Below are 17,073 nucleotides of genomic sequence, written 5' to 3'. Positions count from 1 at the left end.
GCCCGGACAATAAACGGACTGCATAAAAAACGGCGCCTGGAGCGCCGTTTGAGTATTGACTGAGCTCTAGCCCAAGGTTTTTATCAGGGCTGCGGCTTCCTCTTGTTGGCGAGCGTTACCATCAAGCTCCACCTCTTTAAGCAATGCCTTGGCGCTGTCTTTGTCATCGATTTCGATATAGGCCCGCGCCAAGTCCAGCTTGGCGTTGACAGAGTTTTCCTCATCATCGACGTCGACCATAGCGGCGGCGCCAACGAGGGAGTCGAGTTCGCCCATATCCACGTCCAGTTCCTTGTAGGGGTCGGTATCACTGTTGCCTTCATCGGCTTCACTGAGCAGACGCTCAATATCGATAAATCCGTTTTCCTTCTGGAAGGCGCTGAGATCGTGCTCCGGCACCATGCTGGAAGCCACCTTGCCCTTTTCTTTGGCATCGAGAGCTGCCAGCGCTTCATCCACTGTCAGTTTATGGTCTTCGAGATCAAGCGAGTCATCATCATCCAGTTCGAGGCTGAATTCTTCATCCACCTCGGCTTCGTTGGCAACGTTTTCAGAGAAAGCGGCCAACAGATCATCGTCGCTCAGACTCTTATCACTGTCGTCACTATCCTGGGCCAGGCCGATATCCAGAGCCTGCTCGGTATCTGTTAGGCTGTCTTCAACTTCAACAACCTGTTCCTGGGTTGAGAGCTCCTCTTGAGTCAAGAGCTCTTCTATGGCTGTAGGCTGTTGCTCTTCTTGCGCCGAGGGCTCTTTTTTCGCTGAAGGCTCTTTTTTCGCTGATGGTTCTTTTTTCGCTGAAGGCTCTTCTTGCGCTGCAGGCTCTTCTTTCGCTGAAGGCTCTTCCTCAACCAAGAGCTCTTTGGGTGCAGAGGGCTCCCACTCAAGCATATGGGGATCATGGCTCTTGCCGCCGGCCTTGAGATCGTCGAAGAAGCCGGAATCCTTGTCGCTGCGTTGACCACTTTGCAGCTCGTTATCGCTATCCCTGCTCTCATCGGCCAAAGTATCGGTTTCATCAGGCTTCTTAGGCTCATCCAATTCCTCAGCCTGCGACAAGCCTGCCAGCATGGCATCCAATTCGGCATCGCTGCGCTCAGTGGCATCATCAGACTTAACCTCTGAGCTATCTTCCTCGTCTGTCTCAGCGATTGCCTCATCAGGGTTATCTATCGCAACAACATCATCCGCAAGCCCTGCCAACAAGGCGTCCAGATCTTCACTCTCTTCCTCAGCTTGAACCGGCTCTGCTGCTTGAGTCTCGACAGCTTCGTCCAAGTCATCGAAACCTGCCAGCAAGGCATCTATGTCTGCCTCTGTGTCGCTGGAGTCTACGGCAACCTTGTCATCTTCAAGCTCGGCGGCGATAACGTCGCTTAAGTCTTCCTCTTCAGAATTCAGTTCTGCCGTCGAGTCGAATCCAGCGAGCAAAGCATCTATATCCGCTTCTTCGCCCAGCTCAGTATCAGTTGAGTCATCCTCATCCAGCTCGGCGGCTATGGCAGCACTGAGATCTTCCTCGGCTTCAGCCCTACTATCGTCTTCAACTTGAGCACTGGCTTCAATTTGAGGTTCTGTGTCTTCTTTGACGTCAAACCCGGCCAGCAGCGCATCGATATCGGCTTCCTGTGTCTCATCCAGAGTCTCGTCAGCCTGCTCATCTTCGGCCAATTCGGCGGCGATAGCGGCACTGAGATCTTCATCCAGCTCTGCCTTCGCTTCTCTCTCTGAAATCACCTCTTTGTCTTGTTCAAAAACAAACTCTTGATCGAGTTCTTGGCTAAAACCCTGTTCAAAAGCAGCAGTCACATCTTCCGGTAGGGTTTCACTCAAATCAGGCTCTGATGCTGGAACACTTTCGGCCTGCCAATCTTCAGGAATAACTTCCTGTTTATCGGTATCGTCCAAGCCAGCCAGCAATGAGTCCAAGTCTTCCTCGCCGGCATCTTCCTGCTCACCGGCCTCTTGTTCACCCATAGCTTCAGCCCAGAGATCATCGAGCGACTGACCTTCATCTTCAGCCTCTTGGCTGGTATCCCCTTCGCCTGAGTCGATGAACATCTCCTGCGCCATATCCATCTGCTCGTTGTCACTCTCAACTTCCGGCTCAGGCTGCAGCGCTGAGCTGTCGACATCCAGCAATGAATCAATGGAATCGTCCGGATCATCGTCCAGACGCACGGCCAGTTCATCGTTGGCGTTTGCCATCTCGGCCGTGGCCGCGCCGGCAACAGCTGCGACTGCCATTGGGGCAGCATCTGTCTGTGGCGCTTGACCATTAGCCTGCTTACGCTTGCGGCGCAACATGCTCCACAGCAGCAACAACAACAATACCGCGGGTACTGCGGCAGCCAGCACCAACAATAATGGGTTATCCATCAAACTGCGCCAGAGGTCGTCCGGCTCATTCGCCGTAGCATTGGCGACTTGAAGCTGCTGTTTGAGATCAGCATTTTCGGCCTTGAGTTGCTGTTCCTGTTTTTTACTGGCCTGTAGCGATTCTTCCAATACCGATAGACGCTGATTCAGCTCATCAATTTGCGCCTGCAGCCCTTGGTTATCCGTATTGGCCACCAAGAGTTGATCCTGAGCACGCCCCAGCTCATCGGTCAGACTCAGGTTGCGGCTCTGCAATGCTTCAATGCTGTTATCGTCTGCCGTTTCTTGGGTTGCTTCTGTTACTGTATTTGAGGATTTAGTAGAAGCCACTTGAGTGGGTTCAGTGGATGACTCACTGACTTTGGGCTGCTCACTGTTATCCTTGACACTTGTACTCACCTTGGATAGCTGCGTCGCCGGTTGAGGTTGGGTGGCCGTCGTTGGCTCTTTTACGGCTTGGCTTGAACGCTCTGGGGCTTTAGCGGTTTCAGTTTTGCCATTATCTGCTTTTAGCGGCTTACCGGAAGACCAGCGCTTATCATCCTGTTCGGCGCGAGCTCTGGCCATACTCAAAGGAATAGCCTGCATCACCTCCTTGGAAGGGATAAGCAGTATCATGCCCCGTTCGAGACTGTTGTAGTTATTGGATGAGAAAGCGTGCGGGTTGGCTTCAAAAATCGCGGCCATGACCTGATAGATACTGACACTGGGATCCGGTCTGACTTTCTGGGCAATACTCCAAAAGGTGTCCGATGTTGTCGTCGGGCCATACTGGCGCACCTGCTGGCGCACTTGACCGTCGGGACCGGTAATTTTCAGGCCTTCTGCATGGGCGGGTTCTATAAGACTACTTGGGTTCAGGGCAAAAAAAGCGGCCATCAGGCCAACAAGATATGAAGTGCGAAAGTTCATCCATTCTTCCCTTTCAAGCGCTGGTTTCGCCGGCTGACGACTGGCTTTAGGCATTTGTATTTATTGAGATTACTATAAACCAGAAATGTCCGCCCTGCTACTGTTCACATTTGCAAAACAAAAAAAGCCTGCAAACTGCAGGCTTTTTCAACAGAAACAAAGCGTTTAGGAAAAGTGCTTCCAGCCTTGCATGTAAGTCTGAAAGCACAGGCAGAGCCCTCGTGGGACTGACTCGCACCTTCCTTAGAGATAATCGCGGATCAGGATCTCACCTATCTGTACACTGTTGAGCGCCGCACCCTTACGGATATTGTCAGAGACCACCCAAAGATCTATACCCAGATCGTGGGAGATATCCTTGCGCACCCGGCCGACATACACAGGATCACTACCGGCGCCTTCAGTAACAGCTGTCGGATAATCGTCATCATCTTCAAACAGCACCACGCCTTCGGCATCCCGCAACACTGCCTTGACTTCGGCAGCATCAACCGGCTGCAGCGTCTCGATGTGAATCGCTTCCGAGTGTCCATAGAACACAGGGACCCGCACCGCAGTAGGGTTCACCAGAACTTCGCTGTCGCCGAGGATCTTATGGGTCTCCCAAACCATCTTCATCTCTTCTTTGGTGTAGCCATTTTCCATAAACCTGTCTATGTGCGGCAACACGTTGAAAGCTATCTGCTTATCATAAACCTTGGGCTCTGAAGGCAAGCCTTGCAACAACTTTGCAGATTGACCCGCCAGCTCTTCAATCGCCTTTTTACCTGTACCGGAAACCGACTGATACGTGGCCACATTGATACGGCTGATCCCAAAGGCATCATAGATAGGCTTGAGCGCCACCAACATCTGAATCGTCGAGCAGTTGGGGTTGGCAATAATATTACGGTTACGGAAGTCGGCAATCGCCTGTGGATTAACCTCTGGAATCACCAATGGAATATCCAGGTCGTAACGGAAGTGAGAGGTGTTATCTATCACCACACAACCTGCATCGGCCGCAATTGGCGCCCATTTCGCCGAGACGTCACCGCCGGCAGAGAAGAAGCCTATCTGCGCCTGAGTCCAGTCGAAGCTTTCTACATCGAGGATCTCCACCTGTTTACCGTGAAAACTCACGGTTTCACCGGCGCTGCGACTACTGGCCAGTGGAAACAGATTCGCCACCGGGAAGTTACGCTCCTCGAGGATTTCTATCATGGTTTGACCCACGGCTCCTGAAGCACCCAATACGACAACGTTAAATTCCTGCGACATTTACAGACCGACTCCTGAAAAACCTAAATGAGACAACCAATCTACCCCAGAACCGCCGACATTTGAAAGAGTCAAAGCACTGAATTCTCGCCTATGGCGGTGATTTTTTCTCATGTCATCAAAACCTGTGGGGTTTTTCAGCATTTTCCGGAATTTTTCATCGTCATCACGCAGATCATAAATAAATCGGCACAAGGACAATAATGCCTTTTCATCGGGCGAACTACTGATATCAAGCCGGGAGCTCCAACGCTCAGGCAATAACGCCACAAGCGACTTGTCCGCCGGGCGGTTGAGTATCGCCATCAAGGACTGATATAACATGAAAGTGCCCCGGGCCTTGCCCTCCAGGCTGTAACCGGCAATATGCGGTGTAGCAAACTCCACCAGAGGCACCAGCTCCAGCATGGGATTAGGCTCCCCTTGCCAAACATCCAGCACTAACTTGAGATCCGGTCGCTTGCCCTTGACCCGGATCAGCGCGCGATTATCTATCACTTCACCGCGGCAACAGTTAAGCAACCAGCAGCCGGGTTTCAGCGTTTCCAGTCGCTGCTCGTCAAACAGATACCAAGTAGGATGCTCGCCATCTCGGGTCAGAGGTACGTGCAGACTAATGATATCGGCACCGGCAATCAGTTCATCCAGGCTAACAAAGCGGCGGCTGTCGCCGGCCTTGGCCAGTAAGGGATCGCAGAGCAAGGTATTAACTCCGTATGCCTCCAGGCAGCGCGCCAGTGCCGAGCCTGTGTTACCGGCACCGACTATGCCAACGGTTTTGCCCTTAAGCTGAGTGTCAAATCTGTTAGCCAGCTCCAACATGGCGATAAAAGCATACTCGCCAACCGCGATGGCATTGCATCCGGGTGCGTTGAAAAAGGGGATGTTGCGGGACGCCAGATAAGCCTTGTCCACATGATCTGTCCCTATGGTGGCACTGCCGACAAACTTAAGTTTATGTGCGCCTGCCAGCAGTGCCTCATTGACCTTGGTGACCGAGCGCACCAGCAAAACATCGGCGTCGGCTACTGTGGCCGCATCCAGATGACGGCCATCGACGGCTACTATCTCCCCCAGCTCGGCAAACAAGGGCTGCACATAGGGCATGTTTTCATCAACCACCAACTTCATCGACTTTCCTGCTCTGTTGTGGATTAAACCGCTATTCTATCAGCGAGCTAGATGCTTGTCTGAGTCCGGCGCACATTTGCGGAAGCTACTAACAAGTTCTGCGTCAGCTCATAAGCAAAGAAGGAAGCCATTTGGCTTCCTTCTTGATTCAGTGAAACAAGGCGTTTACTTGTATTTACGCATCACCAGGGTAGCGTTGGTGCCACCGAAACCGAAGCTATTGCTCATAACAGTGTTGAGCTCGGCGTCGCGGTATTCACGCACAATTGGCATACCTTCTGCGGCCTCGTCCAGGTTGTCGATATTGATTGATGGCGCGATAAAACCTTGTTCGAGCATCAACAAGCTGTATATAGCCTCATGAACACCGGCTGCGCCCAGGGCGTGGCCTGTCAGTGACTTGGTTGAGGCAATCGCCGGCATCTGGCCGTCGAAGACTTCACGCAGGGCTTCCAGCTCTCGCACATCACCGACAGGGGTAGAAGTGCCGTGAGTGTTAACGTAATCGATAGGTGTATCTACTGACTCCAGCGCCATCTTCATGCAACGCACCGCACCTTCGCCGCTTGGGGCTACCATGTCATAACCGTCAGATGAAGCGCCATAACCTATGACTTCAGCATAAATCTTGGCGCCGCGGGCTAGCGCGTGCTCCAGCTCCTCGACAATCACTATGCCGCCGCCGCCAGAGATCACAAAACCATCACGGTCGGCATCATAGGTGCGGGAAGCCTTTTCCGGTGTGTCGTTATACTTGGTCGACAAGGCGCCCATAGCGTCAAAGCCCATGGTCAGGGTCCAATCGATCTCTTCCGCGCCGCCGGCAAAGACCATATCCTGTTTACCCATCTGGATCAGTTCCACCGCATGGCCGATACAGTGCGCACTGGTGGCACAGGCTGAGCTGATGGAATAATTCATCCCTTTGATTTTGAAGGGCGTCGCCAGACAGGCACTGGCAGTAGAAGACATTATCCGCGGCACAATATAAGGACCCACGCGCTTGACGCCTTTAGCACGCAGGGTGTCAGCCGCCTGAACCTGGTTGGAAGACGAAGCGCCACCGGTACCAACAATGAGACCTACACGAGGATCTGAATACTGCTCTTCGGTCAGACTGCTGTCTTCAATAGCTTGCTGCATAGCCAAATAGGCGTAGGCTGCGGCATCCCCCATAAAACGCAACGCCTTGCGATCGATATGCTCGGCGGGATTGAGTTTGATGTCGCCCCAGACATGACTGCGCAGCTGCATCTCCTCAAACTGATCTGAGTGGGTGATACCACTGCGGCCAGCCTTGAGAGATTCTGTCACTTCTTGTTTGTTATTACCGATACTTGATACAACGCCAATTCCGGTGATCACGACTCTTTTCATGTTTTACTATCCATTCCGTACAATTCAGTACCTACTTTTGCTGACGCCATGTTAGCCGTTTTACAGCATTTAAGTGGTCAGCTTTCCGTAAACTTGGGTAAAATAATGCCGAACAAGGCCTCCAGAGTAAAAAATTGCCCGTGAAACAGGAACAACTTCGGCCATCCGGCAGTGAAAATACGCAAACTTGCAGTCAAAATCCCACATCTGTGGAAACAACACAAGCCCCGACGGCGACTCTTGCGCCCTACCAACAAATCCGTTTCGGTGACAAGCCCTTCGGGCGGCAAATTTGTCTGGCGGCGGTAGGCAGTGAAGCCCTGTTGCCGCTGCTGCAACTCTGGAGCCAACTACGACAGAATTATCCCAAGCTTGTGTTACAACTCTTGCTGTTTGCCGCCGATAAAGATTCCCGGGCAGAATCGCTCAAGGTCCTGCAAAGCAAACTGCCATTATGGCAGACCACCGAAGCTACGGCATTCGCCGAACATCAAACAAGCGCAGTAATGGCGCTTCTTGCCGAGCTGCAGGCAGGTAAACCTCTGGCAATCCCCGGCTGCCAACGTTTTGTGCTCGATGGTGGCAGGTTGACACTGGATCTCTACCTTGAATTTGACGCCACCTTGCTCAAAGAGTTGCCAGGGGTAAACCATAACGGCTGGATAGACAACTGGCTCTGGCTTGCAGAGTCCTTACCCTCTCAGGCAGCGGTCTGGCAGATGGCGCGCTTGGCTAAAGACTACGCCTCCTTGCTGTGCCTGCCAAGTAAGAGAAGCGCTCTTGCCTCTATTATGGTCAATAGCGGGCTCAATATAGTAGATTTTAACGGGCCGGCAGCACTGCTTTTGACTCAACAAACTGAGCTCGAGCCCATCGCCAAGGCAGAACGCCTTGCCTTGCGGCGCCAAAGCAATGCCAGACTGGCGCCCTGGCCGCTCTACCGGGAGCCTATGCTTGCAGATGATGAATCTATTGCCATTATTGGCGCCGGTGTGGCCGGCAGTCAGCTGGCATTGTCATTGGCAGAGCGCCAACAAGCCAGCCAGGTATTTTGCAGCGAGGATAATGCGGGTGAAAGTGCCAGCGGCAACCGACAAGGTGCACTATACCCGCTGTTGACGCCGGAAACATCAGAGCTCAACACCCTGTTCCAACAAGGTTTTCTCTTCAGTCGACGGCGGATAACCGCCCTGACTGCCGCCGGGTTCGATATCGCCCATGACTTTTGCGGTGTGTTACACACTGGCTATGATGAGCGAAGCCGCGCCCGCCTGGATAAGATTGCCGAGGGCCAAAACTGGCACCCGGATATTCTGCGCCGGGTCGACAGCTTTGAAGCTACTGAGCTTGCGGGATTGGATATAGAAGAAGATGGCCTTTTTTACCCTCTGGGTGGCTGGGTCTGCCCCAGAGCCCTGTGCCGCGCCGCCATCCAATACGCCGTCGACTCGAGTTACTGTGACTTTCAACCCCGAACCCATATCAAGGCGATTTCAAGAGAGGATCACCTCTGGTGGTTAAGTGCTGCCGATGGTCGCCGCTTTGGGCCATTCAAGAAGCTGGTGTTGGCAAGCGGCGCTTCGCTGACGGCGCTGCCACAAACTTCGGCCCTACCCGCCTCACCTTTTCGCGGCCAGGTCAGTGAAGTTGCAACCCAAGGCGGGTTGGGAGCGCTTAAGGCAGTGCTGTGCGCCAAGGGATACCTCACTCCGGCCTGGGAGGGGATTCATTGCCTGGGAGCCAGTTATATCAAAGATCCCGAGCAGTTGGCCTACAGCGACGCCGAGCAGAGAGAAAACCTGCAAAAAATCGCCATGAGTTATCCGGATGCCGACTGGCACCGGGGGCTGGTGATGGGACAAGATGCCAGAGTAGGGGTGCGTATGGTCACCCGGGATCACTTTCCCATGTTGGGGCAAGCACCGGATGTCGGTGCACTAATGCAGGCTTATCAGCAACATCAGCACACACCCGAGAGTGCCCGCTACTGGCAACAGACACTGGCGCCTGTGCATCCCGGTCTTTATATTCTTGGTGGTTTGGGCTCACGCGGCCTCAGCACAGGTCCATTGGCGGCGGAAATTCTGGCATCAGAGCTTTGTCATCAACCCTTGCCGGTAGGCAGTACGCTGCTGCAGCGCCTTAATCCCAACCGGATGTGGATGCGCAAACTTATCAAGGGTAAAGCGCTTTAATATTGAATGAATTAACCAAGACATGCATGGGCAAACCGAGCTTAATAGAGGAAGCTGTTATCAAAGCCTCACTCAGAAACTATCGTATCCATGGATACTCTATATCCATTAGCCGACAGTATTGCCATTCTGGCATCGGCCACAGCTCGTCAAACCGTTTAAGTTGAATGGAACGCCCGTCCACGAATAACATTCCAAATGAACCAACACAGGTAATCAATCGAGATAAAAAATGCCGCTCAGCATAACTGAACGGCATTGTACTTTAAGACTGCTTTTGCAGATGCAGACTTAAACTATATTACAGTTCTTCAGCATTCTCAGACAGATAGGCAGCAACACCGTCTGGGCTGTCTTTCATGCCTTTCTTGCCTTTTTCCCAACCTGCCGGGCAAACTTCACCGTGCTCTTCGTGGAATTGCAGCGCGTCGATCATACGCAGCATTTCATCGACGTTACGACCAAGAGGCAGATCGTTAACGACCTGGTGACGCACCATACCTTCTTTGTCGATCAGGAAAGAACCGCGGAAAGCCACACCGGCTTCTGGGTGTTCAACGTCGTAAGCCTTGCAGATGTCGTGGCGAACGTCGGCTACCAGAGTGTATTGAACCTGGCCGATACCGCCTTTTTCCACTGGGGTGTTACGCCATGCATTGTGAGTAAACTGAGAATCGATAGAAACACCGATCACTTCAACGCCACGCTTCTTGAACTCTTCCATGCGGTGATCGAAAGCGATCAGCTCAGATGGGCACACAAAGGTGAAATCCAGTGGGTAGAAGAACACTACCGCAGGCTTGCCTTTGATTGCTGCAGTCAGGTTGAAGCTGTCAACAATTTCGCCAGAACCCAGAACAGCTGCTGCAGTAAAGTCCGGAGCCGGACGGCCTACTAATACGCTCATTTTATACCTCCATCTATGGATTGAGCTGTGAATAAAACAGAATCCGTTTTAACTACAGGCCATTATAAGAGGTGCCATGCACCTGACAACCTATTTAGGATCAATATCACGCTTTTGCCCCAATTTAAGGCTTGTCTGGATAAGAAATCGGCAAGTGTGCGGTCACGGCAACAACCTGGCTCACAAAGCGAATCAATAACCTCAGGATCCAGTTCACAAAGGCAGTTTTTTTGCCGCAAACACTGATTGCAGCTGGACATCCAAGCCCCCCCAGTCAAAAATAGCCCCTTTGTTTAGCGAATAAGACTTTACTATGAACGCAGTTGTGATTGCCGTCTGTCTGATGCTCGCTCTCAGCCTGGCCCGGGTCAATGTGGTGATCGCCTTGACGATCAGCGCCCTGGTCGCCGGCTTGATGGGAGGACTGGACATCCACCAGACCATAGAGGCATTCAATACCGGCCTGGGCGGTGGTGCCCAGATAGCCCTGAGTTATGCCCTGCTCGGCGCCTTTGCCGTGGCCCTGTCACATTCCGGGCTGACCACTTTGATTTCCACTACAGTGATCAAGGCTCTTGGCAAGGATCCCAATAGTCAAAACCTCAAGTGGGTTCGCAGCCTGTTGCTGCTGTCGCTGCTGGCCATGGCTATCAGCTCACAAAATATTCTGCCTATCCATATCGCCTTTATCCCCATTCTGGTGCCGCCCCTCTTGCATCTGATGTCCAAACTCAAGCTGGACAGGCGTTTGGTTGCCTGTGTTATCACTTTCGGTCTGGTCACCACTTATATGGTGTTACCGGTTGGCTTTGGCGGCATATTTCTAAACGACATACTACTGGCAAACCTACAGTCCAACGGCTTAGAGGCTCAATCCGGGGACATTCCCCAAGCCATGCTCATCCCGGCCGCCGGTATGTTGACCGGGCTGCTGACGGCCGTGTTTATCAGCTATCGCAAACCAAGAGAATACCGGGAAGAGCAGATCCTCGCCGCCGAACCGGAAACCGGCCTCAGCAAGCGCAACATCTTCATTGCCGTGCTGGCTATTCTAGCGACTCTGCTGGTGCAGCTGCAGACAGATTCGATGATCTTCGGCGCGCTGGTCGGCTTTATGATCTTCTCATTCAGCGGCGCGCTCAAACATGTGGCCGATGAAGATATCTTTAACCAAGGTGTGCGCATGATGGCCAACATAGGCTTTATCATGATAGCCGCCGCCGGTTTCGCCGCCGTGGTCAAACAAACCGGTGAAGTACTGACTCTGGTGAGTGCCATAGGTGAGTTGATTGGTGACAACAAAGGCCTGGGCGCACTATTGATGCTGGTGGTGGGCCTGTTGATCACCATGGGTATTGGCTCATCTTTCTCGACCATCCCCATTATTGCCACCATCTATGTGCCACTGGCGCTGAACTTTGGTTTCTCTGTGCCTGCGGTTATCGCCCTGGTCGGCACCGCCGCGGCGCTTGGGGATGCCGGCTCACCGGCATCGGACTCAACCCTCGGCCCCACCGCCGGCCTGAATGCCGATGGTCAGCACGACCATATCCGCGATAGCGTGATCCCAACCTTTATTCACTACAATATCCCGCTGCTGATCTTCGGCTGGATTGCCGCCATGGTACTCTAAGCACTGCCTTGGAGAGTGATAACCCTGAATACAAAAAGCCAGTCTGTATCAGACTGGCTTTTTTGCTTTAACGGCCGGCTTTACAAGCCGGGACTTAGCTTATCGGCGCTGTTTCAGGCCTGAGTTTCTTCTATCAAGCGGTTACCTGAGCCTATCTCAATTTTGCGCGGTTTCATGGCTTCAGGGATCTCACGCACCAAATCTATATTGAGCAGGCCGTGTTCCAGATGGGCGCCTTCGACGGTCACATAATCGGCCAACTGGAAGGTACGTTCAAAGCCACGCTCAGCAATGCCCTGATACAGGTATTTACGCTCCGGGGCCTGTTCGCCCTTGGTGCCTTTCACCAACAGCTTTTCACCCTCGCTGGTGATCTCCAGCTCATCCATGGCAAAGCCTGCAACCGCCATGGTGATCCGGTAACGGTTCTCACCCAGGAGTTCGATATTGTATGGAGGGTAACCGGCATTGCCATTGTTGGCGGCGGCATGTTCGGCCAAACGGGCCAAACGATCAAAACCGATAGCGCTGCGGTAAAGGGGAGTCAAATCATAGTTACGCATAGTCATATCCTCATAGATTAAGCAATATGTAGTGTCGGGCCGAATCATCGCACCCTAGGTTTCACTGGCCGCCCAATGGCACGGCCTTTAATTTATCGGTCAAGGCACTTTCCCTGCCGACACTCAATAGATAAGGTCGGGCAAAAGTATTTCAAGTGTCGGTAGAATTAATTGGTTAAAATTCACACAAACCACATAACCACCCTGCTCTTTTGCCACAAAAAAGCAGCCCCGAAGGGCTGCCTCTAAAGTGACTTCAAAATGCTATTTACTGAGGCACTTCACAACCCAGTGGGCTGTTGGAGTTTTCATAAACGATATCGCCTACCGGCTCGTAATCAACGGCCTTGATGCTTTGTTTCTCTTTCAGGAAGCTGTAGAAGACTTCGGCATCAACATAGCCAGTTTGTACCGGATCCAGCTTGGGATAGCCGTCACCGCCCGCTGCGTTGAAGCTGGGTACAGTGAAGGTGTAGCTATCTGTTGCGCTGTAATCCTTGCCGCTGACTTCGCTGATAGCGACAGACTTGGCCTGACAGTCAACTGTCATTTTCACGCCCGTTATCTGGGCATAAGCCCCTGAACCGCGCTGCATGGTAGCCACTACACCCAGATAATCGCTGAGCTCGGCACCTGTCATAGTGCTCAGGGTTATCATGTTACCGAAAGGCTGCACTGTCAGGACATCACGGTAGCTGATATCACCGGCGGCGATAGAGTCACGTACACCACCCGAGTTCATCACGCCGATATCGGCATTAACCTTGGTGGCCTGCGCCATGGCGAGCAAACGGCCCAGGTTGGTCTGCTGACCACGAACCACGCCGCGATCGCCTTCCAGTTTGCCATCGGTAGTGGCGATGATTTCGCCCAGTTTTTCACTACCCTTGTCCTGATATTGCTGCAGTACAGCCTTCACTGTGGTATCGGCAGGGATCGGCTCACCGGCCAGTTCCTCTGTCTTCTTGCCTTCTGCATCCAGTTTTCTCAGGTTGACCGGGATCAGCTTGTAGCTGGCCAGGTGCAGTTTGCCGCCATAATATTCAAAATCGGCGCGGCCAACATATTTACCCCACTCATGGGCCTGCATGATCCAGGTGCCTTTGTGCTGATCAGGAAGGCAATCATCACCGGGTTTGAAGTCGGCATAGCTCTGACTACCGGGTTCCATACAAACCGGATTCTGTGAGTGGCCACCTATGATGACCTGCAGCTGTCCCTCTTCCAGGGCGCGAGCCATGGCCACGTCACCCGGGGCATTGCTGCCGTTTTGGCCATCGGCATAGTGCCCCATGTGAGTGGTTGCCACTATGATGTCGGCGGCTTTGTTATCATTGATCTCTTTGATGACCTTTTTGATCTCTTCTTTGGGATCAGTAAACTCAAGCTCGCCGATAAACTCAGGGTTACCTATCTTGCGGGTATCTTCTGTGGTCAAACCTATGACAGCCACTTTAAGACCTTTAACATCGAAAACCTTGTAAGGCTCGAAGTAACGACTGCCATCTTTTTTGTAGATGTTGGCAGCCAGCATAGGAAACTCGGCGAGCTCGCGCTGCATATCCAACACACTCAGTGGGTTATCAAACTCGTGGTTACCCACGGCCATGGCGTCATAGCCAATCAAGTTCATGCCGATAAAGTCAGGCTCGGCATTTTGCAGATCCGACTCAGGCACACCTGTGTTGATATCACCACCTGAGAGCAACAGAGCCTGGCCGCCGTTGCTTTCCACTTCGTTGCGTAAGCGCTCAACCAGCGTCTTACGGGCTGCCATACCATACTCACCGTCACTGTTTTCCCAGAAGCGGCCATGGTTGTCATTGGTGTGTAAAATGGTGAACTTGGTGCAGTTATCGGCGCCGCAGACTTCCGGTGCCGGATCCTTGTCATCACTGTTACAACCGGCGAGAGCAGCCAGAATGGCTGTCGCCAAAAGTCCTTTCATCAGTTTATTAGACATTGTTAAATCAACCCCATGTTTTTATTTATTTTTACCATCATCATTAATAAGCGGAGAAGCGAACTTCCCGCGCCCGACATACTAGCAAGATTAAGTCAAAAACATGTCACTTTTATTAACAAACAGGAGTTAAATGCATGATTTTAAGGCGGGAAATAACACAAACTGTTCACAATTTAGAATAGGCTTCCAGGGGGCTCTCATACTTTAGCGTATTCTGCTGCTGATATTAAAGTGCACTTGGCACACAATAAAACCTATCGCACTGATATATATGAAAATAACTAAAGTATTAGCAGCGGCAGGCTATTGTTTGATAATGGAAACACCCCCTGAAAGGCCGTTTCCATTATGGGACGACTTATTTTTCAATAAATTAAAACTGGATATTAGGAAAGTGTGAACAAGTTCCACCTGTACTCTGCGTTATCCGGCCCAGTCAAACCCCAGGTATGCCTTCAGGCAGTAGCTTTGAATGCCAATTCTGTGTCAGCCACTCTCTCAATAAGGACGTCGCTAGAACTTATTCGTACCTTCCCTAATTCAAACGCGCCTGCAGCCACTGACTGATGAGATTCAGCTCTTGCGGCACCACGCCGTGCGCCATTGGGAATGTATGCCATTCGAGCCGATATCCTCCCTGCTCGAGCGCTTCTTTGGCCATACGTCCGGCACTGAGAGCAACCACATCATCCTGCTCGCCATGACACTGCAAGATTTGTGTATCACGGTTGGCGCTGCTCAAGTCTTCCGGCAGCTGCTCCCCCCCCGGCAAATAACAGGACAACGCCATAATACCGGCCAACGCTTCGGGATAGCGCAGTGCGGTAAAGAGGCTCATCACCCCGCCTTGGCTGAAACCGGCAAGCACAATACGGTTGGCAGCAATGCCTTGTTCAATTTGCTGCGCTATCAGTTGCCGAACCAAACGCTCAGATTGCAGCACCCCAGCCATATCGGCTCTGTCATGGAGATTGAGGCTCTTGATGTCATACCAGGCGCGCATCACATAGCCACCATTGACAGTGACAGCCTGCTCCGGCGCATGTGGAAACACAAAGCGTATTGAGTGATCGGCCGGCAGTCCCAATGCCGGCACCACAGGGGCAAAGCCGTCACCCGAGTCACCCAAACCATGCAACCAGATAACGCAGGCGGTGGCCGGCTCCCGGGGTTCAATAACAACGGCGTCCAGGGTAGTTGACGACATAACAACATCCTTCTTGATAGACAAAAATGTGACCGACATCATATCAGGCTAAGAATTCCTTGCCAGCACCATTCTAAAAATTCGAATAAAAACACGTGTATTTCGCGCTTTACCCATAAATAACCACCACCTAGACTGAAATGCGAGCCATAGGGCAAAGCGGTTAAAGGAGCGAAAAATGGGATTATTGCAGCAGGGCAAATGGGTCGACCAGTGGTATCAGACAGACAAAAGCGGCGGCAAGTTCGTCCGTGAAGATGCCAAGCTGCGAAACTGGATCACCCCGGATGGTAGCCCGGGCCCCAGTGGTCAAGGTGGATTCAAGGCCGAGCCGGGCCGCTACCATCTCTATGTTTCACTCGCTTGCCCCTGGGCCCACAGAACCTTGATATTTCGCGCCTTGAAGGGATTGGAGGCGCTTATCTCAATGACTGTGGTCGAGCCCCATATGTTGGAAAATGGCTGGGAATTTGCCACAGAGGCGGGCCCCAAGGGCGGCCACCCTATCCAGGGCGCCGAGCAAGACCCTTTGTTTGGCAAAGCATTCCTCTACCAAATTTACCAGCTCGCCGCGGCCGATTATAGCGGTCGGGTGACAGTACCTGTCTTGTGGGACAAACATCATCAGACCATAGTCAGCAATGAATCGTCGGAAATCATCCGTATGTTCAACTCTGCCTTCGATCATCTGACCGGCAATAACCTGGACTTTTACCCGCCCCATCTGAGAGAGGAGATAGATACGCTCAACGAGTTCATCTATCCCAATATCAATAACGGGGTTTACCGGGCCGGTTTTGCCACCTCACAACAAGCCTATGAAGAGGCCTTTGAGCAGCTGTTCAGCGCCCTTGACAGATTGGAGTTGCAATTGAGTGAACGCCGCTTTCTCACCGGCTCACAACTCACTGAGGCCGACTGGCGCTTGTTTACCACCTTAATCCGTTTCGATGCTGTCTATGTGGGTCACTTCAAGACCAATAAACGCCGTATTGAAGACTACCCGGCGCTGAGCCAATACCTGCGCGATCTGTATCAGTACCCCGGTATTGCCGCCACGGTCAACTTTGGACATATCAAGCAGCACTACTACTACAGCCATGGACAGATAAACCCCAGTCGCATCGTGCCCCAGGGCCCCGAGTTAGACTATCAGCGCAGCCATCAACGCCACAGACTGGAATAGTAAATCACTCAGGCGTCAGGCCGTAAAAGTCTGCCAGTTGCTCGAGCTGTTCATCGGAGTCGAGCCGCAACTGCCAACGCACGGCGCCGGCATCGGCCAGCAGAATGCAAGGGCCTTTGAGCAAACGGATATCGTCGCTCAGCGCCATCAACACTGTCTGCATGGCCGGCAAACGAACTTGCAGCTCATTGGGGCTCAGCAGCAATCGCCCCTGCTCGCAGTTAATTTTCATCCCCTCTCCTCCCAATGGTTTCTCAATCAAAAACGCCCGCTAAAGCGCAACGTAGATCAGATAAGGATCGGTTGACCGATCCTCCTGATGAGAGACAATCGGAAACCTGTTTGTAGGTTTCCGAT

At 52.4% G+C, this 17,073-nt stretch carries 12 protein-coding genes; 3 read left to right on the top strand and 9 right to left on the bottom strand.

Going from position 1 to position 17,073, the window contains the following annotated elements:
• Positions 1–66: 66 nt before the first annotated feature.
• From CX650_RS19045 to fabB, 4 genes are all read right to left on the bottom strand, one after another.
• Positions 67–3,291 (bottom strand): FimV/HubP family polar landmark protein, encoded by a 3,225-nt coding sequence (locus CX650_RS19045; RefSeq protein WP_101096736.1) that lies wholly within the window; start codon positions 3,289–3,291, stop codon positions 67–69.
• A gap of 243 nt (positions 3,292–3,534) precedes the next feature.
• Entirely contained in the window at positions 3,535–4,551 is a 1,017-nt protein-coding gene (locus tag CX650_RS19040) for an aspartate-semialdehyde dehydrogenase (RefSeq protein ID WP_039033444.1), read from the bottom strand.
• Positions 4,552–5,682 (bottom strand): 4-phosphoerythronate dehydrogenase, encoded by a 1,131-nt coding sequence (locus CX650_RS19035; protein WP_101096735.1) that lies wholly within the window; start codon positions 5,680–5,682, stop codon positions 4,552–4,554.
• A 165-nt stretch (positions 5,683–5,847) separates the two neighbouring features.
• Positions 5,848–7,059 (bottom strand): beta-ketoacyl-ACP synthase I, encoded by a 1,212-nt coding sequence (gene fabB / locus CX650_RS19030; protein ID WP_071475898.1) that lies wholly within the window; start codon positions 7,057–7,059, stop codon positions 5,848–5,850.
• Between the two features lie 209 nt (positions 7,060–7,268).
• Here fabB and mnmC1 point away from each other — a divergent pair, with 209 nt between their 5' ends.
• The gene (gene mnmC1 / locus CX650_RS19025; protein WP_144360792.1) at positions 7,269–9,254 is read left to right on the top strand and encodes an FAD-dependent 5-carboxymethylaminomethyl-2-thiouridine(34) oxidoreductase MnmC1; all 1,986 of its coding nucleotides are present in this window, start codon (positions 7,269–7,271) and stop codon (positions 9,252–9,254) included.
• Between the two features lie 301 nt (positions 9,255–9,555).
• Here mnmC1 and CX650_RS19020 read toward each other — a convergent pair whose 3' ends face one another.
• Entirely contained in the window at positions 9,556–10,161 is a 606-nt protein-coding gene (locus CX650_RS19020; RefSeq protein WP_025009505.1) for a peroxiredoxin, read from the bottom strand.
• 313 nt (positions 10,162–10,474) lie between these two features.
• Here CX650_RS19020 and CX650_RS19015 point away from each other — a divergent pair, with 313 nt between their 5' ends.
• Positions 10,475–11,794, top strand: coding sequence for a Na+/H+ antiporter family protein (locus tag CX650_RS19015; RefSeq protein WP_039033447.1), 1,320 nt, complete (start codon positions 10,475–10,477; stop codon positions 11,792–11,794).
• A gap of 113 nt (positions 11,795–11,907) precedes the next feature.
• Here the strand turns inward: CX650_RS19015 and CX650_RS19010 are convergent, their stop codons facing one another.
• The 3 genes from CX650_RS19010 to CX650_RS19000 form a co-directional block, all read right to left on the bottom strand.
• Positions 11,908–12,357: an Hsp20 family protein gene (locus CX650_RS19010; protein ID WP_028779347.1), complete on the bottom strand. Its 450-nt coding sequence runs from the start codon at positions 12,355–12,357 to the stop codon at positions 11,908–11,910.
• Positions 12,358–12,625: 268 nt separating this feature from the next.
• A complete protein-coding gene (ushA, locus tag CX650_RS19005; protein ID WP_101096733.1) occupies positions 12,626–14,320 on the bottom strand; it encodes a bifunctional UDP-sugar hydrolase/5'-nucleotidase UshA in 1,695 nt (564 codons plus the stop codon).
• 538 nt (positions 14,321–14,858) lie between these two features.
• Entirely contained in the window at positions 14,859–15,530 is a 672-nt protein-coding gene (locus CX650_RS19000) for an alpha/beta hydrolase (RefSeq protein WP_101096813.1), read from the bottom strand.
• A gap of 178 nt (positions 15,531–15,708) precedes the next feature.
• Here CX650_RS19000 and CX650_RS18995 point away from each other — a divergent pair, with 178 nt between their 5' ends.
• Positions 15,709–16,716 (top strand): glutathione S-transferase family protein, encoded by a 1,008-nt coding sequence (locus CX650_RS18995; protein ID WP_101096732.1) that lies wholly within the window; start codon positions 15,709–15,711, stop codon positions 16,714–16,716.
• Positions 16,717–16,720: 4 nt separating this feature from the next.
• On the opposite strand, the gene CX650_RS18990 is transcribed toward CX650_RS18995, so the two are convergent.
• Positions 16,721–16,948, bottom strand: a complete 228-nt coding sequence (locus tag CX650_RS18990) for a DUF3389 family protein (protein ID WP_039036157.1) — start codon at positions 16,946–16,948, stop codon at positions 16,721–16,723.
• Positions 16,949–17,073 lie beyond the last annotated feature (125 nt).

It is taken from the genome of Shewanella indica (genome assembly GCF_002836975.1).
GTDB classification, from domain to species: Bacteria; Pseudomonadota; Gammaproteobacteria; order Enterobacterales; family Shewanellaceae; genus Shewanella; species Shewanella indica.
This window is presented reverse-complemented; position numbering and strand designations above follow the sequence as displayed.